Origin of the sequence: Spirillospora sp. CA-108201 (genome assembly GCF_050936235.1) — a bacterium.
Lineage (GTDB): Bacteria > Actinomycetota > Actinomycetes > Streptosporangiales > Streptosporangiaceae > Spirillospora.
This window is the reverse complement of record NZ_JBNJNE010000001.1, coordinates 8,553,979-8,578,648: the sequence shown is the minus strand read 5'-3', so window position 1 is coordinate 8,578,648 and position 24,670 is coordinate 8,553,979. Positions and strand designations below refer to the sequence as shown.

General features: G+C 73.7%; 20 protein-coding genes. 3 read left to right on the top strand and 17 right to left on the bottom strand.

Going from position 1 to position 24,670, the window contains the following annotated elements; translation table 11 throughout:
• Nucleotides 1–2 precede the first annotated feature (2 nt).
• The 15 genes from rpmA to ACQEU6_RS40965 form a co-directional block, all read right to left on the bottom strand.
• Nucleotides 3–260, bottom strand: coding sequence for a 50S ribosomal protein L27 (gene rpmA / locus ACQEU6_RS41035; RefSeq protein WP_067640985.1), 258 nt, complete (start codon nt 258–260; stop codon nt 3–5).
• A gap of 14 nt (nt 261–274) precedes the next feature.
• The gene (rplU, locus tag ACQEU6_RS41030; protein WP_089309479.1) at nt 275–592 is read right to left on the bottom strand and encodes a 50S ribosomal protein L21; all 318 of its coding nucleotides are present in this window, start codon (nt 590–592) and stop codon (nt 275–277) included.
• Between the two features lie 287 nt (nt 593–879).
• Nucleotides 880–3,972, bottom strand: a complete 3,093-nt coding sequence (locus ACQEU6_RS41025) for an Rne/Rng family ribonuclease (protein ID WP_499339088.1) — start codon at nt 3,970–3,972, stop codon at nt 880–882.
• 203 nt (nt 3,973–4,175) lie between these two features.
• The gene (locus ACQEU6_RS41020) at nt 4,176–5,033 is read right to left on the bottom strand and encodes a TIGR03936 family radical SAM-associated protein (protein ID WP_499339087.1); all 858 of its coding nucleotides are present in this window, start codon (nt 5,031–5,033) and stop codon (nt 4,176–4,178) included.
• Between the two features lie 149 nt (nt 5,034–5,182).
• Nucleotides 5,183–7,105 (bottom strand): TIGR03960 family B12-binding radical SAM protein, encoded by a 1,923-nt coding sequence (locus ACQEU6_RS41015; RefSeq protein WP_499339086.1) that lies wholly within the window; start codon nt 7,103–7,105, stop codon nt 5,183–5,185.
• 60 nt (nt 7,106–7,165) lie between these two features.
• The gene (gene rodA / locus ACQEU6_RS41010; RefSeq protein ID WP_499339085.1) at nt 7,166–8,350 is read right to left on the bottom strand and encodes a rod shape-determining protein RodA; all 1,185 of its coding nucleotides are present in this window, start codon (nt 8,348–8,350) and stop codon (nt 7,166–7,168) included.
• Entirely contained in the window at nt 8,347–10,419 is a 2,073-nt protein-coding gene (mrdA, locus tag ACQEU6_RS41005; protein WP_499339084.1) for a penicillin-binding protein 2, read from the bottom strand. Before mrdA ends, rodA begins: the two co-directional genes overlap by 4 nt.
• Nucleotides 10,416–11,015, bottom strand: a complete 600-nt coding sequence (mreD, locus tag ACQEU6_RS41000) for a rod shape-determining protein MreD (protein WP_499339083.1) — start codon at nt 11,013–11,015, stop codon at nt 10,416–10,418. Before mreD ends, mrdA begins: the two co-directional genes overlap by 4 nt.
• Nucleotide 11,016: 1 nt before the next feature.
• A complete protein-coding gene (gene mreC, locus ACQEU6_RS40995; protein WP_499339082.1) occupies nt 11,017–12,006 on the bottom strand; it encodes a rod shape-determining protein MreC in 990 nt (329 codons plus the stop codon).
• A gap of 143 nt (nt 12,007–12,149) precedes the next feature.
• A complete protein-coding gene (locus ACQEU6_RS40990; RefSeq protein ID WP_067794123.1) occupies nt 12,150–13,184 on the bottom strand; it encodes a rod shape-determining protein in 1,035 nt (344 codons plus the stop codon).
• Between the two features lie 768 nt (nt 13,185–13,952).
• Complete coding sequence (ndk, locus tag ACQEU6_RS40985; protein WP_499339080.1) at nt 13,953–14,360, bottom strand: nucleoside-diphosphate kinase; 408 nt, start codon at nt 14,358–14,360, stop codon at nt 13,953–13,955.
• 46 nt (nt 14,361–14,406) lie between these two features.
• Complete coding sequence (locus ACQEU6_RS40980; RefSeq protein ID WP_499339079.1) at nt 14,407–14,697, bottom strand: hypothetical protein; 291 nt, start codon at nt 14,695–14,697, stop codon at nt 14,407–14,409.
• Nucleotides 14,694–15,908, bottom strand: a complete 1,215-nt coding sequence (locus ACQEU6_RS40975; protein ID WP_499339078.1) for a hypothetical protein — start codon at nt 15,906–15,908, stop codon at nt 14,694–14,696. Before ACQEU6_RS40975 ends, ACQEU6_RS40980 begins: the two co-directional genes overlap by 4 nt.
• Before the next feature lie 124 nt (nt 15,909–16,032).
• Nucleotides 16,033–16,389, bottom strand: coding sequence for a DUF4233 domain-containing protein (locus tag ACQEU6_RS40970; RefSeq protein ID WP_499339076.1), 357 nt, complete (start codon nt 16,387–16,389; stop codon nt 16,033–16,035).
• The gene (locus tag ACQEU6_RS40965) at nt 16,386–17,756 is read right to left on the bottom strand and encodes a bifunctional folylpolyglutamate synthase/dihydrofolate synthase (protein WP_499340510.1); all 1,371 of its coding nucleotides are present in this window, start codon (nt 17,754–17,756) and stop codon (nt 16,386–16,388) included. Before ACQEU6_RS40965 ends, ACQEU6_RS40970 begins: the two co-directional genes overlap by 4 nt.
• A 107-nt stretch (nt 17,757–17,863) precedes the next feature.
• On the opposite strand from ACQEU6_RS40965, the gene ACQEU6_RS40960 reads away from it, so the two are divergent.
• A complete protein-coding gene (locus ACQEU6_RS40960) occupies nt 17,864–19,066 on the top strand; it encodes a folylpolyglutamate synthase/dihydrofolate synthase family protein (RefSeq protein ID WP_499339074.1) in 1,203 nt (400 codons plus the stop codon).
• Here the strand turns inward: ACQEU6_RS40960 and ACQEU6_RS40955 are convergent.
• Nucleotides 19,038–20,027: a hypothetical protein gene (locus ACQEU6_RS40955; protein WP_499339073.1), complete on the bottom strand. Its 990-nt coding sequence runs from the start codon at nt 20,025–20,027 to the stop codon at nt 19,038–19,040. The two genes, ACQEU6_RS40960 and ACQEU6_RS40955, sit on opposite strands and share 29 nt — an antisense overlap.
• Nucleotides 20,028–20,164: 137 nt before the next feature.
• Nucleotides 20,165–22,786 (bottom strand): valine--tRNA ligase, encoded by a 2,622-nt coding sequence (locus ACQEU6_RS40950; RefSeq protein ID WP_499339072.1) that lies wholly within the window; start codon nt 22,784–22,786, stop codon nt 20,165–20,167.
• 383 nt (nt 22,787–23,169) lie between these two features.
• On the opposite strand from ACQEU6_RS40950, the gene ACQEU6_RS40945 reads away from it, so the two are divergent.
• Nucleotides 23,170–23,970, top strand: a complete 801-nt coding sequence (locus tag ACQEU6_RS40945; protein ID WP_499339070.1) for a sensor histidine kinase — start codon at nt 23,170–23,172, stop codon at nt 23,968–23,970.
• Complete coding sequence (locus ACQEU6_RS40940) at nt 23,967–24,620, top strand: response regulator transcription factor (RefSeq protein WP_179836648.1); 654 nt, start codon at nt 23,967–23,969, stop codon at nt 24,618–24,620. The genes ACQEU6_RS40945 and ACQEU6_RS40940 overlap by 4 nt, the downstream gene beginning before the upstream one ends.
• The last annotated feature ends 50 nt before the right edge of the window (nt 24,621–24,670 follow it).

Below are 24,670 nucleotides of genomic sequence, written 5' to 3'. Positions count from 1 at the left end.
GACTATTCCGCCGGCGGGACGACGCTCACCGCGTTGCGACCGCGGTAGCGACGGAACTGCACCGCGCCCGCGACGAGCGCGAACAGCGTGTCGTCACCGCCGCGGCCGACGCCCGGGCCGGGGTGGAAGTGGGTGCCGCGCTGGCGGACGATGATCTCGCCGGCGTTGACGACCTGGCCGCCGAAGCGCTTCACACCGAGGCGCTGGGCGTTGGAGTCGCGACCGTTGCGGCTGGACGATGCGCCCTTCTTGTGTGCCATGAGACCGCTCTCCCTTACTTCTTGCCGGCCTTGATACCGGTGATCTTGACCTCGGTGTACGGCTGGCGGTGACCCATCCGCCGCTTGTACCCGGTCTTGTTCCGGTAGTGCATGATGTTGATCTTGGGGCCCTTGACCGCGCCGAGGATCTCGGCGGTCACCTCGTAGCCCGCGAGGTCGGCCGTGCGGCTCACGACGTCGTCGCCGTCCACGACCAGCAGGGGCTGGAGCGTGATGGTCGACCCGACGTCACCGGCCAGCTTGTCGACGGTCAGCACGTCGTCGACGGCGACCTTTTCCTGCCTGCCGCCTGCGCGGACAATCGCGTACACCGCGGAAACCCTTCGTCTGCGCGCGCTTCCGGAGTGAACCGGTCCCGCGCGTGGCTTACCAGCCCCCGGATGGGGGCCTACCCCCGGCACCGGGCCGAGAGCGGCACACCAGGAAGCCTGGCGCTCTCTGCTTTGCCCCACCGGATCGGTGGGGTGAGCACCGAACGATGCCCCGGACGGAGCTCGCGGTGCGGATTCGGGCGACGCGCCGAAGACGCGCCGAAGGTCAAGGGTACCGGATGCCCTGGCCGGAACGCGAACGCGTCCGGCCAGGGCCCGGCCCCGTGTCAGTCCGAGGACTCGCCGCCGTCGGCTGCCTGCGCCGCCGCCGCGCGGGGGCGGCGGGCACGGCGCCGGCGGGCGGGCTCGGCGCCGTCCTGGTCGCCCGCGGGGGCGGTGCCGTTGGACTCGCCGGAAGGGGCCCCGACGCCGTTCAGCTCGCCGGCGGGCTCACCGCCGGGCTGCTCGGCTCCGGCGGGCTCGGCGCCGTTCGCGCCGACCTGCACCGGCTCGGCGGAGTCCAGCGCGCCCGGCGCGGTGCCGGCGGTCTCCTCGGCGGCGTCGGCGGCCTCCACGGCCGCCTGCGCCGGGGCCTCGTCGATCTCGGGCGGCGGGCCGGCCGGACGCTTGGCGGGCCGGGACTTCTTCGGCCGCGAACGGACCGGCTCGGGCGCCGCCTCCACGACCGGCGCCGTCTCGGCGACGAGCTCCCGCGCGGGCTCCCCGGCGGGCTCCGGCGCGGCCTCCCTGGGCTTGGTCTCGTGCCGGGACAGCTTCTCCTCGACGGCCTTCTCGACCTCGCCCTTGCGCTTGCGGCGGCGTCCGGACTCCTTGCCGGCCGCCTTCTCCGCCTTCGGCTCGACCGGCGTCAGGTGGACGTGGATGCCGCGGCCGTTGCAGGACTCGCAGGTCTCCGAGAACGCCTCCAGCAGCCCCTGGCCGACCCGCTTGCGGGTCATCTGCACCAGCCCGAGCGAGGTGACCTCGGCGACCTGGTGCTTGGTGCGGTCCCGCGACAGGCACTCCACGAGGCGGCGCAGCACCAGGTCCCGGTTGCTCTCCAGCACCATGTCGATGAAGTCGATCACGACGATGCCGCCGATGTCGCGGAGCCGGAGCTGGCGGACGATCTCCTCGGCCGCCTCCAGGTTGTTGCGGGTGACGGTCTCCTCCAGGTTGCCGCCCTGCCCGGTGAACTTGCCGGTGTTGACGTCGATGACCGTCATCGCCTCGGTGCGGTCGATCACCAGCGAGCCGCCGGACGGCAGCCAGACCTTGCGGTCCAGCGCCTTGGCGAGCTGCTCGTCGATGCGGTACGCCGCCAGGGCGTCCTGGTCGCCGGTCCAGCGCTCGACGCGGTCGGCCAGGTGCGGGGCGACGTACTGGACGTAGTCGGAGACGGTGTCCCAGGCCTCGGCGCCGGACACCACGAGCTTGGAGAAGTCCTCGTTGAAGATGTCGCGGACGACGCGGATCGTCAGGTCGGGCTCGCCGTAGAGCAGGGACGGCGCCGAGGCCGTCTTGACCTTCTTCTGGATGCTGTCCCACTGGGCGGCCAGGCGCGAGACGTCGCGGGCGAGCTCCTCCTCGGCCGCCCCCTCCGCCGCGGTCCGCACGATCACGCCGGCGTTCTCCGGCATGACCTTCTTCAGGATCGACTTGAGGCGGCTGCGCTCCTTGTCGGGCAGCTTGCGGCTGATGCCGGTCATCGAGCCGTCCGGCACGTACACCAGGTACCGGCCGGGCAGCGAGACCTGGCTGGTCAGCCGGGCGCCCTTGTGGCCGAGGGGGTCCTTGGTGACCTGGACGAGGACCGACTGGCCCGACTTCAGCGCCGACTCGATGCGGCGGGGCTGGCCCTCCAGCCCGGAGGCGTCCCAGTTGACCTCGCCCGCGTACAGCACGGCGTTGCGGCCCTTGCCGATGTCGACGAACGCCGCCTCCATCGACGGCAGGACGTTCTGGACCTTGCCCAGGTAGACGTTGCCGACGTACGACTGGTGCGTCGCGCGGTTGACGTAGTGCTCGACGAGCACGTCGTCCTCCAGGACGGCGATCTGCGTGCGCTCGCCCTCCTGCCGGACCACCATGACCCGCTCGACGGCCTCGCGGCGCGCCAGGAACTCCGCCTCGGTGATCACCGGCGGGCGGCGGCGGCCCTGCTCGCGGCCCTCGCGGCGGCGCTGCTTCTTGGCCTCCAGGCGGGTCGAACCCCGCACGGACTGGACCTCGTCCTCGGCGGCGGCGCGCTCCTCGCGGGCCGTGCGGACGTGGACGACGGTGTTCGGCGGGTCGTCGGAGCCGCCGGACTCGCCGTCGGCCCCGGAACGGCGCCTGCGGCGGCGACGGCGGCGGCTCGACCCGCCGTCCTCGTCATCGCCGTCGCCCTCGGCGGCCGCCTGCTCGGCCTCCTCGGCCTTGGGCTCCTTGTCCTGCTCCTTGTCCTTGGCCCTGGACGCCTTGCCGCCCTTCGCGCCCTTGCCCTTGGCCGCCCTGGCGGGCTTGGCGGGCTGCGGCTCCTCCTTGGGCTCCTCGGCCTCGGCCTCGGTGTCCTCGCCCTCGTCCTCGGCGCCCTCCCTGCCGCCCCGGCCACGGCCGCGGCCGCCGCGACGGCGGCGACGGCGGGACGGGCGGTCCTCGGAGTCGTCCTCGTCCGCCGGCCCGTGGTCCTGGTCCTGGTCCTCCTCGCCGGCGTCCTGCACGGCGGGCTCGGCCTCGGCGGCCTTCGGACGGGCGGGCGCCTCGGCCTTGGGCTGCGGCGGCTGGAAGACGACCATCGGCGGCTGGAACGTCACGCCGGGGACGCCGACGCCGCTCGCGGGCTCGGTCTCCGACACCTGCTCCGGGGCCGGCACCTCACCGGCGACCGGGACGGCGGGGACCTGCGGCACCGACGGGACCTCGGCGGCCGCCCTGGCGGGGCGGCGGCGGGTCCGGGTGCGGGGCGCCGGCGCCTCCTCGGCGGGCTGCTCGGCGGGGGCCTGCTCCGCGGGGGCCTCGGGCGAGCTCTCGGCGCCGGTCACCGGGACGGGCTCGGCCGTCTCGGCGGCGGCCTTCGTGCTCTTGCGCGCGCGGGTCCGGGTCCGCTTCGGCGGCTCGGCCGCCTCGGCGGGCTCCGCGGCGGAGGGGGGCTCGGCGGCGGAGGCGGGCTCTTCGGCGGAGGCGGGCTCCGGCTGCGCGGTGGGGGCCGCGGCGGCGTCGTCCACGTCGGGCGGCGGGCCGGCGGGCCGGCTCGCGCGGCGCGGCCGCGACGTCACGCCCTTGCCCTCGCTCGGGGCGCTTCCGCTCTGCGCGCCCTCGGTCTGTGCGGTCTCCCTGGTCTCGTCGTCGACGGTCCCGTCGTCGGCGCCTTCGGCCGCGTCGGCTTCGTTCTCAAGCATCCGGGCAATCTCCCGTCAGGCTCCCGGGCGCGTCCGCCCGCCCCGCCAGGAGCGGGACGATGCGGTGCGCCGCACGGGAGCACCTCGTCAGTCGGTGCCGTCACCGCCGGACGCTGGTCCGGCCGTGACGACGAAGTCGTCGGGGGTGCGCCTTCCGTACCCTGCGGGACCGGTTCCGTGCCTCCACGGCTTCGGTCCCACGGTCAGGCGCTGACGGCATCCGCGCTCGCGGCGTCCCCGGATCGCGGCCGCTCAGGGCCGCGAGCCGTCCCGGCGTCGTCGCCGGACGGCAGGCCGGTCTCCCGGTCGGGATCCAGGGGATCCGCGAGGCCACCGGTGTCCGCGTCGAGGGGCCCCTGCGCCAGCCTGGTCACCAGCGGCGGTGACGGCGGCGCGAGGTCGGCGACCTGGCGCAGTCCGGTGAGGATGTCGTCGGGTCGTACGGCGGGTGTGGAATGCCGAACAACCATTCGAAGTATCGCACAAGGGGCATCCGCCGTCTCGTCGGCGCGCCGGTCCAGCTCGCAGGCGGACACGGCGGCACGCACGTCGAAACGGCGCCGTCCCTTCTTCGTGAGACGTTCCACCTCGATGTTCTCGGCGGCCATGAAGGCGGCTACGGCCGCGGCGGCGTCGCTTGCGGCGACGCCGTCGAGCCGGATCCGCCATTCGGACGCCTCAAGCCGATCGGTGAACGCTCCCGGCTTCACCGGGGCGTCGTCGCGTCCCGCCCTGACCGGCACGACGTCCAGGACGTCGAGTCCAGGGGGCAGGGCCGCGTCGAGATCGGCTCGCACCCGCGCAGGGTCGCGGGTCTCGGTGAGCCCGAGTTCGAGGTATTCGGCCTCACTGGCCACCCCTGTCGCCGCCGCACCCGCATACGAGATCTTCGGGTGGGGGGTGAATCCGGCGCTGAACGCGACAGGGATCCCGGCGCGCCGTACGGCGCGTTCCACGGCCCGGGAAATGTCGCGATGGCTCGTGAACCGCAGCCTGCCCCGCTTGGCGTAGCGGACGCGCAGTCGCTGGGTCACGGGGGCCGGCGCCGGACCCTCCGGCATGGGTGCCAGGGTTCTGGTCCTTCCTACTCGTGCCGAGTCGAAATAAAGGTCTCCCTATAGAGTACGGGGCCCCGGACCCGGTTCCGCCAGGCACCGCCCCCGTAAGCCCAGAACCCCTGCAGCTCAAGGGACGACACGGCCGAATCCGGTTACACCACGTTCAGCGGGAGCAGCTTCCTGCCGGTCGGGCCGATCTGGATCTCGGTGCCCATCGTGGGGCAGACGCCACAGTCGTAGCACGGCGTCCAGCGGCAGTCCTCGACCTCGGTCTCGTCGACGGCGTCCTGCCAGTCCTGCCAGAGCCACTCGCGGTCGAGCCCCGCGTCGAGGTGGTCCCAGGGCAGCACCTCGACCTCGTCGCGCTCCCGGACGGTGTACCAGGCGAGGTCGACGGGCTCCCCGGCCAGGGCCTTCTCGGCGCAGGCCGTCCAGCGCTCGTAGGAGAAGTGCTCGCTCCAGCCGTCGAAGCGGCCGCCGTCCTCCCAGACGGCGCGGATGACCTTGCCGACGCGCCGGTCGCCGCGCGACAGCAGGCCCTCGACGATCGACGGCTGGCCGTCGTGGTAGCGCAGGCCGATGGCGCGGCCGTACTGCTTGTCGCCGCGCAGGGCGTCCTTGAGGGCGCGCAGCCTGCGGTCGACGGTCTCGTGGTCGCACTGCGCGGCCCACTGGAACGGGGTGTGCGGCTTCGGCACGAACCCGCCGATGGACACGGTGCAGCGGATGTCCTTGCGGCCGGTGGCGTCCCGCCCGGCCTGGATGACCCGCTTGGCCATGCCGGCGATGGCGAGGACGTCCTCGTCCTCCTCGGTGGGCAGGCCGCACATGAAGTACAGCTTGACCTGCCGCCAGCCGTTCTCGTAGGCGGTGGTGACGGTGCGGATCAGGTCGTCCTCGCTGACCATCTTGTTGATCACCTTGCGCATCCGCTCGGAGCCGCCCTCGGGCGCGAACGTCAGACCGGAGCGCCGGCCGCCGCGGGAGAACTCGTTGGCGAGCGTGATGTTGAAGGCGTCCACCCGCGTGGACGGCAGCGACAGCGAGGTGTTGGTGCCCTCGTAGCGGTCGGCGAGGCCCTTGGCGACGTCGCCGATCTCGCTGTGGTCGGCGCTGGACAGGCTGAGCAGCCCGACCTCCTGGAAGCCGGACTCCTTGAGCCCCTGCTCCACCATGTCGCCGATCGTGGTGATCGACCGCTCCCGCACCGGGCGGGTGATCATTCCGGCCTGGCAGAACCGGCAGCCGCGGGTGCAGCCGCGGAAGATCTCCACGCTGAACCGCTCGTGGACGGTCTCGGCCAGCGGGACCAGGGGCTTCTTCGGGTACGGCCACTGGTCGAGGTCCATGACGGTGTGCTTCTCGATCCGCCACGGGACGCCCGGGCGGTTCGGCGCGACCCGCTGGATGCGGCCGTCGGGCAGGTAGGTGACGTCGTAGAAGCGCGGGACGTACACGCCGCCGGACGCCGCGAGGCGCAGCAGCAGCCCGTCCCGTCCGCCGGGCTCGCCCTCGGCCTTCCACTCGCGGACGACCTCGGTGACGGCGAGGGCGATCTCCTCGCCGTCGCCGAGGACGGCGGCGTCGACGAAGTCGGCGATCGGCTCGGGGTTGAACGCGGCGTGCCCGCCCGCGATCACGATCGGGTGGTCGCCGGTGCGGTCGGCGGCCTCCAGGGGGATGCCGGCGAGGTCGAGCGCCGTCAGCAGGTTGGTGTAACCGAGTTCGGTGGAGAACGACACACCGAACACGTCGAAGGCGGAGACCGGGCGGTGCGCGTCGACCGTGAACTGCGGGATGCCGTGCTCCCGCATGACGGCCTCCATGTCGGGCCACACCGAGTACGTCCGCTCGGCGAGCACGCCGTCGCGCTCGTTGAGGATCTCGTACAGGATCTGGACGCCCTGGTTCGGCAGCCCCACCTCGTAGGCGTCCGGATACATCAGCGCCCATCGGACCGCGGTCTCGTCCCAGTCCTTGAGCTGGGAGTTCAGCTCGCCGCCAACGTACTGAATCGGCTTCTGCACGCTCGGGAGCAGCGGCTCCAGGCGCGGGAAGAGCGACTCGACCGGCATGACGGAACCCTCCGTGCAGGGGACGTGGGAAGAACGTCCAGCCTACGCGGTCGCCGGACGCTAATCGAACGGGCGGCGGCGCACGTGGACGGCCTGCAGCAGGCCGAACGCGATCATGTTCGCGAAGGTCGCGGACCCGCCGTAGGACACGAACGGCAGCGGCAGCCCGGTGATCGGCATGATCCCGATCGTCATCCCGACGTTCTCGAACGTCTGGAAGCCCAGCCAGCACACGACCCCGGTCGCGACGAGCGTCCCGAACAGGTCGGCGGCCTGGGTGGCGATGCGCAGCCCGCGCCACAGCACCACGCCGAGCAGCGCGATGATGACGGCGGCGCCGACGAAGCCGAGCTCCTCGCCCGCCACCGTGAAGATGAAGTCGGTCTGCTGCTCGGGGACGAAGTGGCCGCCGGTCTGCTCGCCGTGGAACAGGCCCTTGCCGAACGCCCCGCCCGACCCGATCGCGATGCGGGCCTGCTGGGCGTTGTAGCCGGCGCCGCGCGGGTCGGCCTCGGGGTTCAGGAACGCGGTGAACCGGGCGATCTGGTAGGCCTTCAGCAGCCCGAAGAAGAACACGGCGGCGCCCGCGGCGACGCCCCCGCCGACCAGCCCGACGAGCCAGCGCTTCTGCGCCCCGGAGATCGCCAGCATGCCGAGCACCACCGCGATGAACACCAGCGCGGTGCCGAGGTCGGGCTGGAGCATGATCAGCAGGCCGGGCACCCCGGCGAGCACGAGCGCGAGCAGCACGTCCCGCCGGCCGGGGCCGATCTCCCCGTCGCGCGGCTCGCCGAGGATCATCGCCAGCAGCACCACGAGCCCGACCTTCGCGAACTCCGAGGGCTGCACCTGGAACCCGCCGCCGATCACGATCCACGAGTGCGAGCCGTTGATCGTCGAGCCGAGCGGGGTCAGCACGGCCAGCAGCCCCACGCACGCCAGCCCGTACAGGATGGGGACGTAGGCGCGCAGGAGCCGGTAGTCCAGCACGGTGACCAGGCCGCCGAGCAGGAACCCGATGATCAGGTTCAGGATGTGCCGCTTGAGGAAGCCCTCGGGGTCCTTGCCCTGCTCGGTCAGCAGATGGAAGGTGGCCGAGCGGACCAGCAGCGCGCCCACCGCCGACAGCGCCAGCACGGCCAGCAGCATCGGCAGGTCGAGGCGGCGCAGCCCGCCGAGCCTGCTGGTCCACGACCGGTGCGCGGCGTAGGCGTCGACGCTGCCGACCCCGGAACCTGTGATCACGGGGCGTTCCCCTCGACGGGCATCCGCGGCAGCTCGGACGGGAGCCTCCCGTCCTGGAGGAGGGCCTTGCGGTCCTTCGTCCCGTACATGGCCTCCCAGATCTCCCGGACGGCCGGCGCGGACGTCTGCGCCCCCTGCCCGCCCTGGGAGACCATCGCGACCACCGCGAAGCGCGGCTTGTCCACCGGGCCGAACGAGGCGAACCAGGACGTGTCCTGCTTGCCGTAGACCTCGGCGGTGCCGGTCTTGCCGCCGACGTCGACGCGCTTGAAGTCGAAGCCGTTGAACGCCCCGGACGCCGTGCCGCTCTTCGGCACCTCCGCGAGCGACGCGCGGATGTACTTGAGCACCTTGTCGTCGACGGGCAGTTTCCGCGGCGGCGGCGCGTCGATCCGGCGGACGATCGAGCCGTCGGGGCGCACGACCGCGACGCCGAGCCGCGGGGTCAGCAGCCTGCCGCCGTTCGCCATGGCCGAGTAGGCGCGGACGAGCTGCAGCGGCGTCACCAGGACGTCGCCCTGCCCGACCGAGAAGTTCGCCGCGTCTCCGGGGCGCCAGACGTAGCCCTCGGTGCAGTTCTCCGTCGCGACGGCCTTCAGGTACGCGGCGCGGGCCGGGTCGGTCTTGGCGAGCTCCGGGTAGCCCTCCTTGGCGCCCTTGCAGTTGGCGGCCTTGGTCACGTCCCAGAAGTTCTTCTTCCACCCCCGGTCCGGGATGCGGCCCTCGCTCTCGCTGGGCAGGTCGACGCCGGTGCGCGACCCGAACCCGTAGCTGCGGGCCATCTTCACCATCGGGTCGGAGGGGTTCTTCTTCGGCTTCGTCCCGCCGTCGCGCTGCCACTCCTGGAAGGCGAACCGGTAGAAGATCGTGTCGCAGGACTTGACGAGCGCCGTGTGCAGCGACATCGCCCCGAGCTCCTCGCCCTCGAAGTTGCGGAACGCGCGGTTGCCGACGTTGTAGGAGCCGGGGCAGTCGTAGGTGCCGGTCAGGCTGTTGCCGTCCTTCACCGCGGCGGACACCGAGGAGATCTTGAACGTGGAGCCGGGCGCGAACTGCCCCTGCGTGACCCGGGAGATCAGCGGCTCGCCCTGCTTCTTGCCGAGCAGCGCGTCGTACTCGTCCTGGGAGATGCCGCCGGTCCAAATGCCCGGGTCGTAGGTCGGGTAGCTCGCCATCGCGATCATCCGGCCGGTGCGCACGTCCATCACGACCGCGGCTCCGGCGTCGGCGGGGCGGCCCTGCTTGCGCGCGCCGTCGATCGCGTTCTTGAGCGCCTTCTCCGCCGCGCCCTGCACGCCCGCGTCGATGCTGGTGACGAGGTTGCTGCCGGCGTTCGGGGGCTGCTCCTGCGCGGTGCCGGTGACGCGGCCCTGGCTGTCGACCAGGACCTTGCGGAAGCCGGGCTCGCCGCTCAGCACCGAGTCGTACTGCGCCTCCAGGCCGTCCCGCCCGACGAGGTCGACGCCGCTGTAACCGGTGACCTTGAGGCCCTTGCGCTTGTCGAGCTCGTCCTGCGTCACGGGCTGGAGGTAGCCGAGGAGCTGCGCGGGGCGCGCGCCCTCCGGCTCGGGGTAGTCGCGGACGGCCTGGACCTGCGCGGTGATCCCCGGGAAGTCCTCCTGCCGCTCCATGATCTGGAGGGCGCGCTTGGGGTCGACGTGGTCCTCGACCGGGATCGGCTGGTAGGGAGAGCCCGGCCAGCACGGCCGCTTGATGCCGGGCCCGCACAGCCGGATCCGCTTGGACATCTCGTCCTCGGACGTCCCGAGCACGGCGGCGAGCCGCTTCAGGACGGTCCGGCCGCCGTCCTTCTGCCGCGACAGCGTGGTGCGGTCGACCGAGACGACGAGCGCGCTGCGGTTGCGCACGAGCGGCCTGCCGCGGTCGTCCAGGATCATGCCGCGGGTGGCGGGGACGACGATGTCGCGGGTGCGGTTGTCGGCGGCGACCGCCCGGTAGTGCGCGCCCTCCAGGACCTGGAGCGCCCACATCCGCCCGATCAGGACGAGCAGCAGCGCGGCGACGAGCACGTACAGGACGACGAGGCGGAAGTGAGTCCTCGGGTTCACAGGGTGCCGCTCCGCCCCGACATCGCGCGGTAGCGGGCGGCGGGCACGGCGAGCCGGTCGCCGCGGGCGCGTTCCCCGCGTTCGTACCGGCGGGTGGCGCGCAGCACCGCCCACACCACGAACGGGCACGCGATGACGTCGTAGAGCACCTGGAGCGGCACCATGCTGGACACGGTCGCCCACTCGGCGCGCGGATCGCCGAGGATCATGCCGGTGCCCGCGTACAGCACGGTCCCGGCGAGCGCGCCGGCGGCGACGGCGAGGAACGGCACCGCCGACTGGCGGTCCATCTCGGCGGACGCGGCGCCGCACAGGTACCCGATGAGGCAGTACACCAGCGCGTACCGGCCGATGGTGTGGTCGGCGGGCGGGATGATGTCGGCGGCGAGGCCCGCGAGGAAGCCGCCCACCATCCCGGTCATCGAGCCCGCGACGAGCGCGAGCGCCACGACGGCCAGCAGCACGAGGTCGGGCTGGACGCCGCCGGGCAGCGGCAGCCGGTTGGCCACCGACACCTGCAGGATCAGCGTCACGACGATCACCACGGCGGTCACCGCGGCGCGGCCGGCCGGCGACGCCTCGGGCGGGTTCAGCACGTCAGTCCCCCCGGGTCGGATTCGTGGACGGGCTCTTCGAGCGGCGCGGCTTCGCCTTCGGGCTCTTGCTCGCCGAGGGCGTCGCGGTCGGCGTCGGGGTCGGGGGCGGCGGGGGCTTGGGCGGCAGCACCGCGTCCCGCGGGTCGGTCTTCGGCGGGGCGACCACGACGGCGACGACGTCCAGGCTGGTGAACCGGACGAACGGCCGCACGTAGGCGGTGCGGGTCAGCCCGCTGGTGGACCGCTCGATCCGCTCGACCACGCCGATCGGGACGCCCGGGACGTAGGGCCTCTGCCCCTGGGAGCCGAGCGTGACGATCCGCTGGCCGACCCGGATCGGGGCGGCCGCGTCCAGCAGCTGGAACCGCAGCGGCGTCGCGCCGCCCCGGCCGAGGCCGCGGCGGCCCTGGCCCTGGGTGATCCCGATCTCCTTGGACTCTTCCAGCCGGGAGCCGATGGAGGAGGTCTGGTCGGTGGCGAGAAGGACGGTGGCCGTCGCGGGCCCGACGCGGGTGACGCGGCCGACGAGCCCGTCGGCGCTCATCACCGTCATGTCGGGCTTGATGCCGCTGCGGCTGCCGACGTCGATGGTGACGGTGTCCTCGAAGCCCTGCCCCGCGGAGATCACCTGCGCGGCGTGGATCTTGTAGCCGCCCATCCCGGCGGTGCCGAGCAGCCGGCGCAGCTGCGCGGACCGGTCCTGGTCGAGGCGGCTGGAGCGCAGCTGCTCGCGCAGCCGCTGGTTCTGCCGCACGAGCCGGTCGGCGCGGCGCCGCTCGCCCGGCGCGTCGGTGATCGCGTCGAAGGTGTTGCCCACCGGCCGGACGACGGACGCCGACGCCCGCTCCACCGGGCCGAACACCGTCGCGCCGACGCCGCGCAGGCCGCGCAGCGGCGAGTCGTGCCCGCCGCGGTAGTCAATGGTGATCATCGCGAGTGCCACGACCAGCAACGCGCCGAGGACCACGCGGGTGCGCCGGGTGTCCTTCACGCACCGACCTCCCGTTCCGTGGCCCGCCGGGAGCCCAGTGACTCACGAAGGGGGACGCCCCCGCGTCCCCCTCGGCGGACCGTGTCCGAATCGGCTCGTCCCGGGGGCGACCCCTCGCGCCCCCTGGCCGGCCACGTCCGAAATCAGTGCCGCGGCTCCGGCACGAGCACCTGCCGGAGCGACTCGAAGTCCTCGACGCACTTGCCCGTGCCGAGCACCACCGAGTCGAGCGGGTTGTCCACCAGGTGGATGGGCATCCCGGTCTCCTCGCGGAGCCGTTCGTCGAGGTTCTTCAGCAGAGCGCCGCCGCCGGTGAGCGCGATGCCGCGGTCCATGATGTCGCCGGAGAGCTCGGGCGGGCACTTGTCGAGGGTGGTCTTCACCGCGTCCACCACGGCGTTGACCGGTTCCTCGATCGCCCGCCTGACCTCCTCGGCGGAGATCACGACGGTCTTCGGCAGCCCGCTGACGAGGTCGCGGCCCCGGATCTCGGCGTGCGGCTCCTCGTCGCCGCCGGGATAGGCCGACCCGATCGCCATCTTGATCTCCTCCGCGGTGCGTTCCCCGAGCATCAGGGAGTACTCCTTCTTGGAGAAGGAGATCACGGCCTGGTCGAGCTCGTCGCCGCCGACGCGCACCGACTGGCTCGTGACGATCCCGCCGAGCGAGATGATCGCGACCTCGGTGGTGCCGCCGCCGATGTCGACGACCATGTTGCCGGTCGGCTCGTAGACGGGCAGCCCGGCGCCGATCGCGGCGGCCATGGGCTCCTCGATGATGTAGACGCGGCGGGCTCCGGCCTGGTAGCCGGCCTCCTTCACCGCGCGCTGCTCCACCCCGGTGATCCCGCTCGGCACGGCCACGACGATCCGCGGCTTGGCGAAGTGCCGGCGCTTGTGCACCTTCTGGATGAAGTAGCGCAGCATCCGTTCGGTGACGTCGAAGTCGGCGATGACGCCGTCCTTCAGCGGACGGACCGCGACGATGTTGCCCGGTGTACGGCCGATCATCCGCTTCGCCTCGATGCCCACCGCGACGATCTTCCCGGTATTGGTATTGATCGCCACCACGGAGGGTTCGTTCAGGACGATGCCACGCCCGCGCACGTACACCAGAGTGTTGGCGGTACCTAGATCGACCGCCATGTCACGGCCAAGAAACGACAGCTTGTTACCCATGAAGAAAGGGAGCCCTTCATGATTGACGGGCGTGTATAGCGGCGCGTCCATCGTAACGTGCGGCCGCCTCCGCGGGCAGTCACCCCCGCGCCGCGCGTCGCGAAAAAAACGCGTCCTGACCAGCCCGGTTTTCCATAAAGAGAACCCGGCGGACGGACCCGGCGGACGGTCGGCCGGCAGACGCGCGGCGTCCACGGCAGCCCCGGCGCCACCGGGTATCCGAGGATCTTAGGGGGTCTCCCCGGCCCCCACACAGCCCTCCGCGCCAACACGGCCGGACCGGCGCCGCGGCACCGCCCCGCCCGCCCGCGGAAAAGCCGAACCCCGGGCCGACGATCTACCACCTCATGAAGGGTGCCGAGCCACAGCAGGGCCGGCCCTTACTCCTCCACGAACGAGTTCTGGGACGAGCCGCAACCGCCCCCGAAGGGGGCGAGGCAGATTTCCAAGATGGAAACAAGCAAGCCCTCTCGGACCGAACCCCAACCCAACACAGGCACACTTGCCTCGGCTGAGAAGCGACGGCCCAAGAGGGCGCGAGAAGAGGCACGTCCAACGCTCTTGGACGTGCCACGCCGTAACGCTCTTGGAGCAGGACCTGCACCGGCGCGCGGGTCGGGTGGCCGGGCCTGGAGGTCGCACGACCCGCCGAGCCGGGCGACCGCAGCGACACGACGCAAACCCGCACGGGCGCAAGAGCCCGCACCGTGGCGTGAGGATCGCCCGGCTCGCAACGGGGGTTCCAGGGGGTCGCCCCCCTGGGCCAGCTCAGACCTCGGGGAAGAAGAGCTTGATCTCGCGCTCGGCGGAGTAGGTGGAGTCGGAGCCGTGGACGATGTTCTCGCCGATCTCCAGGGCGAAGTCGCCGCGGACGGTGCCGGGGGCGGCGCTGACCGGGTCGGTGGCGCCGGCGAGGGAGCGGAACGCCTCGATGGCGCGCGGGCCCTCCACGACCATGGCGACGAGCGGGCCGCCGGTGATGAAGTCGACCAGCTCGCCGAAGAACGGCTTGCTGGCGTGCTCCTCGTAGTGCGCCTCGGCGGTCTCGCGGGCGAGGGTGCGCAGTTCCAGCGCGACGAGCTTCAGGCCCTTGCGCTCGATCCGGGAGATGACCTCGCCGACGACGCCGCGGCGAACGCCGTCGGGCTTGACCAGGACAAGAGTGCGCTCGGACACGGGTGTTTCTCCTAGTGGTCTGTCGGATTCGGTAAGCGCGCGAATCCTACCCGGCTCCGGGGTCCGCAGTGGCATTCACAGGGAGCCGCGCTGCGCGTGCGCGCGACGTCGCGGGGCGTCCGGCGTGCAGCCGGGCGGTGGCTCCGGCGAGCAGCACGGCGGCCGCGCCGGCCACGGCCAGCCAGATGCGGTAGCCCTCCAGCAGGGCGTGCGCCTGCTGGGCGTCGGTGGCCGACCGCATCTGCTGGAGCCGCGCCGCCTGGAGCGACAGGGCGAGCAGTTGCCCGGCCAGCACCGCGGGGAAGCACAGCGACAGCCCGAACAGCGCGGTGCTCACCCGCGCGTCGCGCAGCGACGCGGCCAGGGCCAGCCCCGCGCCGGCGCCGAGGGGGACGAGGGGGCGAGCAGCGCCCAGCGGCCGAGGGCGCCGGCGGCGAGACCGAGCGGGACGGCGGCGATCATGAGGACGTGGCCCGTGCGGACGGCGCCGCGCGTCCCGGTGCGGGTGGCCGCGAGCGCGGCGGCGAGGGCGGCGGCGGCCGCCACGGCGAACAGGAGCAGCGGCGGGCCCCCGGTGCCCGCCCGGGCGGCGGCCAGCCCGGCGAGCGGGCCGGCGACGGGCTGGCAGAGCAGGCCGACGGCGACCATGGCGAGCGCGGCGCCGGACGGGGCGCCGGCGGCCTCCTCCCGGCCGCCGGCGACGGCGAGACCGGCCAGGGCGAGCAGCGTGAGCCCGGCGAGGAGGAGCCGCGCGCCGGGCGACCAGGCGTGCGCGGCGACGACGGCGAGGAACGCGAAACCGCCCGCCGGGACGAGCACGAGGAGCAGTCGGCCGCGTTCGCTGCGCCGGAACGCGGACGGGCGCCGGTGGAGACGTCCGCGCAGGAGGGGGTGGGCGAGCGCGGTTCCGGCGGCGGCGACGGCGAGCAGCGGGAACGGCGCGAGCGCGACCCGCCAGTCGTGGACGGCGGCGCCGTCGGCGGGGACGGGGACGGCCTTCAGCGCCAGCGGCATCGCGAGGATCAGCGTGCCCGCGAGGGCCCCGGCCCAGGCGGCCGACAGGGCGCGGTTCCGGCGCTCCCAGACCAGGACGAGGCTCGCGGGCAGCACGATGCCCGCGCCGATGCCCTGGACGGCTCGGACCGTCCCGATGTCCGGCAGCGAATGGGCGAGGCGGGCGGCGCCGGTGCCCGCGAGAAGCACCGCGAGCCCCGCCATGAGCACGCCCCAGGCGGGGAGGCGGCGGGCGGCGACGGCGGCGAGCGGCACCGTGACCAGCAGGACGGGCAGGGACAACCCGGTGGCGCGCAGCAGCCCGGGGATCTCGGCGTCGCCGAGTGCGAGGGCGCTCGCCGCCGCCGGGACGACGCCGCCGGACGCGTCGGGCACCACCAGGACGGCCGCGGGCAGCGCGGTGAACGTCAGCAGCAGCGAGCCGAGCGTCGCGAGCCGCCGCCGGGCGGCCCCCTCGGCGAGGCGCGCCGGGGGCCCGGCGGGCCGCGGGCCGGCGAGGTCGCCGGGCGGGTGTTCGCGTGCGTGGGAGGACACGGCGTGCTCCTTAGGACGTCGTCGTCCACCGCACGCACATTTCCCAAAAGGGAAGAATGTCCAAATAAAATGGTGCCGGGAATGCGTGGGAATCGGCGGACGCAATGGTGCCGTCCCCGCGAACCTAGCGCGGTGGAGCGCCGCCCACCTTGCGTCCCAGCCAAATGGCCGTGCCCCAGAGCGCCCCGAACACGACACCGAGGAAGAACATGGCCGGCACCATGAACCCGGTCGCGATGATCAGCACCTGGAGGACCGTGCCCGCGGGGACCGCCCACGGGAAGCGCAGCAGTCCGGCCAGTACCAGGCAAACGACGGCCAGCCCGCCGCACACGCCGCCGGCGGTCGCCCCGTCCACGTCCAGCACCGTCACCGCCACCGGGATCGCGAGCGCGATCACGATGGCCTCGCAGGCCAGCACCGTGGCGAAGAGCCTGCTCGCCGGGTTCCTCGCGGCGGTCCGCGCGCTCACGCCCGTCACCGGCCTTCCTCGACGCGCAGCAGGGTGCGGGCGTCGCCCGCGGTGACCACCGAGCCGGTGATCAGCACGCCGGCCCCCCGGTACTCGCCGGTCTCCTCGGCGAGGCCGATCGCCCGGTCGATCGCGTCGTCGAGCCGCTCGGCGACATGGACGCGCTCGGCGCCGAAGACCCCCTCGGCGATCTCGGCCAGCTCCTCGGGCGGCATCGAGCGCGCCGAGGAGTTGCGGGTCACCACCAGCTCGGCCAGCACGGGTTCGAGCTGGTCGAGGACCCCGGCGACGTCCTTGTCGGCGGCGATGGCGAGGACCCCGGCGAGCCGGGTGAAGCCGAACGACTCGGTGACCGTGGCGACGGTCGCCGCCATCCCGGCGGGGTTGTGCGCCGCGTCCAGCAGGACCGTCGGGCCCGTCCGGGCGACCTCCAGCCGGCCCGGCGACGCCGACTTGGCGAAGCCGCTGCGGACCAGGGACGGGTCGAGCTGGCCCTCCTCGCCGCCGAGGAAGGACTCGCCGGGCGCGATCCGCGTCGCGGCCTCCAGGTTCGGCTCGCCCCGGGTCGGCGCGCCGCCGGCGAACGCCTCCACGGCGGCCAGGGCCGTCGCGGCGTTGCTCGCCTGGTGCTCGCCGAACAGCGGCAGGAAGATCTCGTCGTAGACGCCGTGCAGGCCCCGCAGCGAGATCTGCTGGCCCCCGACGGCGACGTCCCGGCCGAGCACGCCGTACTCGACGCCCTCGCGCGCCGCCGTCGCGCCGGTCTCCACGACCCGCCGCAGCAGCACCTCGGCGGCCTCGACCGGCTGCTGCGCCAGCACCGCGATCGCGCCGGGCTTGATGATGCCCGCCTTCTCCCCCGCGATCTGCTCCAGCGTGTCGCCGAGGTAGCGGGTGTGGTCCAGGCCGATCGGCGTGATCACCGCGACGGCGCCGTCGGCGACGTTCGTGGCGTCCCAGGCGCCGCCCATGCCGGTCTCGACCACCGCCACGTCGACCGGCGCGTCCGCGAACGCCGCGAAGGCCATCGCGGTGAGCACCTCGAAGAACGACAGCCGGGTCTCGTGCTTGTCGTCGACCAGCTGGAGGTAGGGCCGCACGTCGTCGAACGCCTCGACGAACCGCTCCTCGCTGATCGGCTCCCCGTCGATCGCGATGCGCTCGCGCAGCGTCGTCAGCTCGGGGCTGGTGTAGAGCCCGGTGCGCAGGCCGCGCTCGCGCAGCAGCGCCTCGACGAGCCGGGCCGTGGTGGACTTGCCGTTCGTCCCGGCGATGTGGATCACCGGGTACGCGCGGTGCGGCCCGCCCAGGACGTCGACCAGGTCGGCGATCCGGTCGAGGGTGGGGTCGATCTCCCACTCGACCCCGCGCCCCATGATCGCGCCGACGGCGGCCTTGTAATCGGACGGCTCGGATACCTGACTCACGGTCACAGAGCCTACTCGGCGGCCGGCGCGCCTCCGCCCGGGCCCACACTGGAGGCATGGAGGTCTTCTTCCGCGAGTGGGAGCGGCGCGCCCCGGGCGAGGCGCGCGACGTGGGGCGCGCCCGCGCCCTCGCGGACGCGCTCGGCCTCCTCGCGCCGGATGTTCCGGTCCTGACCGTCGTCGGCTCCAAGGGGAAGGGGACGGCGGCGACCTACGCGTCGGCCTTCCTCGGGGCCGCCGGGCTCCGCGTGTGCACGGTCACGAGCCCCGGGCTGCGCAGCGATCGCGACCGCATCCGGGTGGACGGGCGCGCCGTCTCCGCCGAGGAACTCGCCTTCCTGGCGGACGTCCTCGGGGAGGCCGTCGCGGCGCTCCCGCCGCCGTCCGGCGGCTACCTGTCGCCGTCGGGGCTCTTCACGGTCGCGGGCGTCCTGCACGCGCGCCGCGCCGGCGCGGACGCGCTCGTCCTGGAGGCGGGCATGGGCGGACGGTCGGACGAGGCCGCCCTCTTCCCGCCGGACGTCGCCGCGATCACGCCGGTCTTCCGGGAGCACGCCGGGGTGCTCGGCGACACGGCGGCGGAGATCGCCGAGGAGAAGCTCGGCGTCGCCGGGCCGCGGACGCGCGTCCTGTCGGCGCCGCAGTCGGCCGAGGTCGCGGAGGTTCTCGGCGGCGTGGAGTTCGTCGGGCCGGGAGGCAGCGGGCTTCCACCGGATCTGCTTCCCGCCGGTCTCGGACGCGCGGCGGCCGAACTCGGCGTGGTCGCCGCCCGCCGCCTCCCCGGAGTGGGCGAGCCCCCGGCCGGGGCCTTGCGGGACGTGCTGTCCTCGGTCGTGCTGCCCGGCCGCCTGTCCTGGCACGGCGTGCCCGGGTCGGCGACGCGGGTGCTCGTCGACTCCGCGATCGACCGGGCCGGGATCGCCGCCGCGCTCGGCGCCGCCCGGGAGGCCTGGGGGACGATCGACCACGTCGTGGTCTGCCTGCCCGACCACAAGGACCTGGACGGCGCCGTCGCCGAGCTGGGCGCGCTGCCCGTGACGTTCGTCCGGCTGGCGCTGCCGCACCTGAGGTTCACCCACGCGCTGCCGTCCCGCTGGGACGTGGTCGGCCCCGCCGCCATCACCCCCGCGTCGCTCGCGACGCTCGGGCACCGCGTGGTCGTCCTCGGCACCGTCTACTTCACCGGGCTCGTCCTGGACGAGGTGGGCGCCGACACCGAGCGCCTCTACGTCACTTCGGCTTCTCGACGTCCTTCCTGATGCGGTGCATCAGGTCGGCCATCAGCGGGAACTGCGGGTTCACCGAGGGCCTGTTGGACGCGACGACGCCGAAGGAGTCCTTGGTCGCCCACGCGCAGTAGGTGTGGGTCTCGGCGAGCACGGCGAACGTGCCGCAGACCGCCTTGCCGCCCCTGCGCCCCGGGTCGGCGTCCTGCCCGGCGATGAACGTGGTGGGCTGCGTCTCCTGGAGGAAGCCCGCGGGATCGCCGATCCGGCCCGTCCCGCCCACGAACAGCAGGTTCACGCTGCGCGCCGGCTCCTCGGCGTAGACGGCGATGCCGTTCTCGGCCACCGGGACGCCGCCCGCCTCGACCGCGCCCACGACGAAGGGGTACGCGGCGCTGGCCTGCGGCGAGGTCAGCGGGTCCTTGTGCAGGCCCCCGGCCGTCGCGCCCGCCTTGATCACCTTCTTGGACGGCCCGGGGCCGGCCTCCGTCCCGCCGTCCTCCCCGTCCTCCCCGGCGCCGCCGGCCCGCAGCGCCAGCACGCCCGCGACGAGCAGCATCCCGGCGACCACGACGGCGCCCGCCGCCAGCAGGAGCTTCGGCAGGCGCCCGCGGGGCGCCCCAGGCGCTCCGGCCACCGGCGGCAGCGGGCCCGTGCCGTCGCGGAGGACGCCGTGCGGGCCCGTGCCGACGACCGGGAGCGCCCCCGATCCGTTCGCCGAGACGGGCATCGCGTGCGGGCCCGTGCCGTTCCTCGGCATGGCGTACGGGCCCGAGACCTCCCGCAGCGGAGGCATGGCCTGCGGGCCGGTGCCGTTCACCATCGCGTGCGGGCCGGTCCCGTCGCCGATGTCCAGCGACCACCAGGGGCGCGCGCCGCCGAAGGGCGCGGGGGCGGCCCCCGGTCCGGGACCGTCGTCGATGACCTGCGCCGCGTCCAGGTCGTCGCCGGACGGTGAGTCCGGCGTGCCGGACCGAGGTGGTGAATCGGCCATTGCACTCCCGATGGTTCAAATACCGCAAAGGCTCACGGGCCCTACGGAATCGTAACTGCGGCGGGCGCCGCCGCGCCGACAGATCGCCGTGTCAGCACCGGTGTCAAGAGCGGCCCGGACCGCCCGCCGTGCCGGGGTCAGCCGGCCGGGAGCGCGGCCAGCTGGGCCTCCAGCCTGCCGATGTCGGACTCCGCCTGGGCGAGCCGGTCGCGGTTCTTCGCCACGACCGCCTCGGGCGCCTTCGCCATGAACGCCTCGTTGCCGAGCTTGCGCCGCGCCTGGTCGACCTCCCTGCGGGCGGCGGCCAGGTCCTTCTCCAGCCGCTTGCGCTCGGCGGCGACGTCGATCGCCCCGGCGGTGTCGAGGTGCACCTTCACGTCCTCGACCGGCAGGGACGCCGTCGAGGAGAAGCCGTCCTCCGGCTCGGTGAGGCGCAGCAGCGCGCGGATGCCGTCCTCGTGGCGGTGCAGGGCGGAGCCGTTCCAGTCGATCCGCGCGGCGACCCGCTGGCCGGGCTTCAGCCCCTGGTCGGCGCGGAACCGCCGCACCTCGGTCACCATCCGCTGGAGCGAGCCGACGAGCTCCTCCGCGCCGCCGTCGCGCCGCGCCGGGTCGGCCGCCGGCCACGGCGCGGTGACGACCGTCTCGGCGCCGGTGAGGGACGTCCACAGCTCCTCGGTGACGAACGGCACGACCGGGTGCAGCAGCCGCAGCAGGTTGTCGAAGACCTCGCCGAGCACGCGGCGGGTCGCCCCGGCGCGCTCGTCGGCGAGCTGCACCTTGGCCAGCTCCACGTACCAGTCGCAGACCTCGTCCCACGCGAAGTGGTAGAGCGCCTCGCACGCCTTCGCGAAGTCGAACGCCTCCAGGTGCGCGTCGACCTCCGCGATCACCGCGTGCAGCCGGGACAGGACCCAGGCGTCGACCGTGGAGAGCTCGGCGGGCATGTCGCCGCGGGTGTGCGCGCCGTTGATGAGCGCGAACCGCGTCGCGTTCCACAGCTTGTTGCAGAAGTTGCGCGATCCCTGCGCCCACTCCTCGGCCACCGGCACGTCGCCGCCCGGGTTCGCGCCGCGCAGCAGCGTGAAGCGGGTCGCGTCGGCCCCGTAGGCCTCGATCCAGTCGAGCGGGTCGATGACGTTCCCGAACGACTTGGACATCTTCTTGCCGAACTGGTCGCGGACCATCCCGTGCAGGGCGATGGTGTCGAACGGCTGGACGCCGTCCATCGCGTACAGCCCGAACATCATCATGCGGGCGACCCAGAAGAACAGGATGTCGTAGCCCGTCACCAGGACGGAGGTGGGGTAGAACCGCTTCAGGTCGGGCGTCTCGTCCGGCCAGCCGAGCGTGGAGAACGGCCACAGCGCGGAGGAGAACCACGTGTCGAGGACGTCGGAGTCCTGCGTCCATCCGGCGGGCGGCTCCTCGTCAGGACCCGGGCAGACGACCTCGCCGTCCGGCCCGTACCAGACCGGGATCCGGTGCCCCCACCACAGCTGGCGGCTGATGCACCAGTCGTGCATGTTGTCGACCCACTCGAAGTAGCGGGACGCCATCTCCGGCGGGTGGATGTTGACGCGGCCGTCGCGGACGGCGTCGCCCGCGGCCCGCGCCAGCGACTCGACCTTGACGAACCACTGCAGCGACACGCGCGGCTCGACGACCGTGGAGCAGCGCTGGCAGTGCCCGACCGAGTGCTTGTACGGCCGGACCTCCTTGACGATCCGGCCCTGCTCGCGCAGCGCGGCCACGACCGCCGGGCGCGCCTCGAACCGGTCCAGCCCCTCGAACGGGCCCGGCGCGGTGACGTTGCCCCGCTCGTCCATGACCGACAGGGACGGCAGCGAGTGCCGCCGTCCGATCTCGAAGTCGTTCGGGTCGTGCGCGGGCGTCACCTTGACGGCGCCGGTGCCGAACGCGGGGTCGACGTGCTCGTCGGCGACGACCGGGATGCGGCGGCCGGTCAGCGGGAGCTCGATCTCCCGCCCGACCATGTGCGCGTACCGGGGGTCCTCCGGGTGGACGGCCACGGCGGTGTCGCCGAGCATCGTCTCGGCCCGGGTGGTCGCGACGACGATCTCGTCCTCGCCCGACCCGTACCGGATCGAGACCAGCTCGCCGTCGACCTCCTCGTGCTCGACCTCGATGTCCGACAGCGCCGTCAGGCAGCGCGGGCACCAGTTGATGATGCGCTCGGCGCGGTAGATCAGGCCGTCGTCGAACAGCCGCTTGAAGATCGTCCGGACGGCGCGGGCGCGGTCGTCGTCCATCGTGAACGCCTCGCGCGTCCAGTCGACGCCGTCGCCGAGGCGGCGCATCTGGCCGAGGATGCGGCCGCCGGACTCCGCCTTCCACTGCCAGACCCGCTCGACGAAGTCCGCGCGCCCGAGGTCGTGCCGCGACAGGCCCTCCTTGGCCAGCTCGCGCTCCACCACGTTCTGCGTCGCGATGCCCGCGTGGTCCATGCCCGGCACCCACGCCACCTCGTGGCCCTGCATCCGGCGGCGCCGGACGAGGGTGTCCTGGATGGAGTGGTCGAGGGCGTGCCCCATGTGCAGCGAGCCGGTCACGTTCGGCGGCGGGATCACGATGGAGAAGGCGGGCCGCTCCGGCGCGCGCTCCGGGTCGGCGGTGAACAGCCCCGCCGATACCCACCGCTCGTAGAGCCGGCCCTCGACATCGGCCGGTCGGTACTGCGTGGGAAGGTCGACGTCCGCGGCGGCGCCCTGGCCGCGCTCAGTGCTGGGCTGTGTCACGGCTGACGATTCTACGGGGACGCCGGGGGTGGAAGGCCCAAGGGACGCCCGGTCGCGCGGAGGATTCCGCGGCGGCGGGCATCCCGCCGCCGTCTCCGCGTCCACGCAGATCGCCCGGATCCGGTCGACCGGAACCACCGGCCGGGCGGCCCGTCCGGCGGCGGGAGGGGCCCGGACCGCGTCCGCGACCGCCGGGCGGGCCCGCTCGCCGTCCGCGGGCACCGGCCTGGCCAGCGTCATGCGCAACGTCCGCAACACGCCGCGGGCGGGGCCAGAGAGCGTTTTCCCGCCGCGGTCGGGACACTGGTCACCTGACACCGGGTCGCCTCCCCGGAAAGGGTGGCGGCGAAGTCCCGCGACGGCGGGGCGGAGGGAGAGGCGGGATGCGAGCGGTACTGGCACGCGCCACCGTGCTGGCCGGCGCGTTCACAGCGGGGGCCGTGGCGGCACGCGCCGCGACCATCCCCCACCTCCGCCGTCTCACCTCCGACCTGCAGCGCTCCCGGGAGCGCATCCTCGCGAGCCGCGAGGAGGAGCGCCGGCGGCTGCGGCACGACCTGCACGACGGGCTCGGGCCGACGCTCGCGAGCCTCGCGATGTCCCTGGACGCGGCGCGCATCACCCTCGCCGGCGAGCCGGAGCGGATGGACCCGCTGCTCGCCGAGGTCCGGGACCGGCTGGCGACGGCCGTCGGGGAGATCCGGGACCTGGCGCACGGGCTGCGGCCCCCCGCGCTGGACGACCTCGGCCTCGTCGCCGCGATCGAGTCGTTCGCCGACGGCTGCTGCGAGCGGGCGGACGTCCGGTTCGACGGCGAGCCCGCGGGGCTGCCGGCCGCGGTGGAGGTCGCGGCCTACCGGATCGCGCAGGAGGCGCTGACGAACGTCCGGCTGCACGCGCCCGGGAGCACCGCGACGGTCCGGCTGAGCCGCGACGCCGACCTGCACCTGATGGTCGCCTACACCGGGCCCGGCCTGCCGGACGCCGCCCGCAACGGAGGCCAGCCGCGGCCGCGCCGCGGCATGGCGGCGATGAAGGAGTGGGCCGCCGAGGTCGGCGGCAGCTGCGCGATCACGTCCCGGAACGGCGGCGGGACCGTGGTCGCCGTCCGGCTCCCGCTCGCCGCCGCGGAGACCGCCGCCGGGTACCATCGTCCCTCGATCGGAAGAGACGGGCGGAGATGACCGAGACCATCCGGGTGCTCATCACCGACGACCACCCGGTGTTCCGGCAGGGGCTGAAGGGCCTGCTGCAGGCGCTCGGGGTGGAGGTCGTCGGCGAGGCCGAGAACGGCCCCGGCGCGGTGCGGCTGGCGGCGGAACTGCAGCCGGACGTCGTCATCATGGACCTGCACATGCCCGGCGGCAACGGCATCGAGGCGACCCGCACCATCACCCGCACCAGCCCGCGCATCGGCGTCCTGGTGCTGACGATGTTCCGCGACGACGACTCGGTCTTCGCGGCGATGCGCGCCGGCGCCCGCGGCTACCTGCTGAAGGAGTCGGGCGCGGAGGAGATCGCCCGCGCCGTGAAGGCGGTCGCGGCCGGCGAGGCCATCTACGGCCCGGAGATCGCGCGCCGCGTGCTCACCTACTTCACCGACATGCCCGACCCGCGGCAGGCCGCGTTCCCGCAGCTCACCGAGCGGGAGCGGGAGGTCCTCGAACTGATCGCGCAGGGCCGCAGCAACACCGAGATCGCCGGGACGCTCTACCTGAGCCAGAAGACCGTCCGCAACCACGTCTCGAACATCTTCATGAAGCTGCACGTCGCCGACCGGGCCCAGGCCATCGTCCTGGCCCGCGAAGCCGGCCTGGGCGAGTCCCGCGGCTGACCCCCCGGTCCCGACGAGGGGCACGGGCCGACGCGGACCGTCCCCGGCCG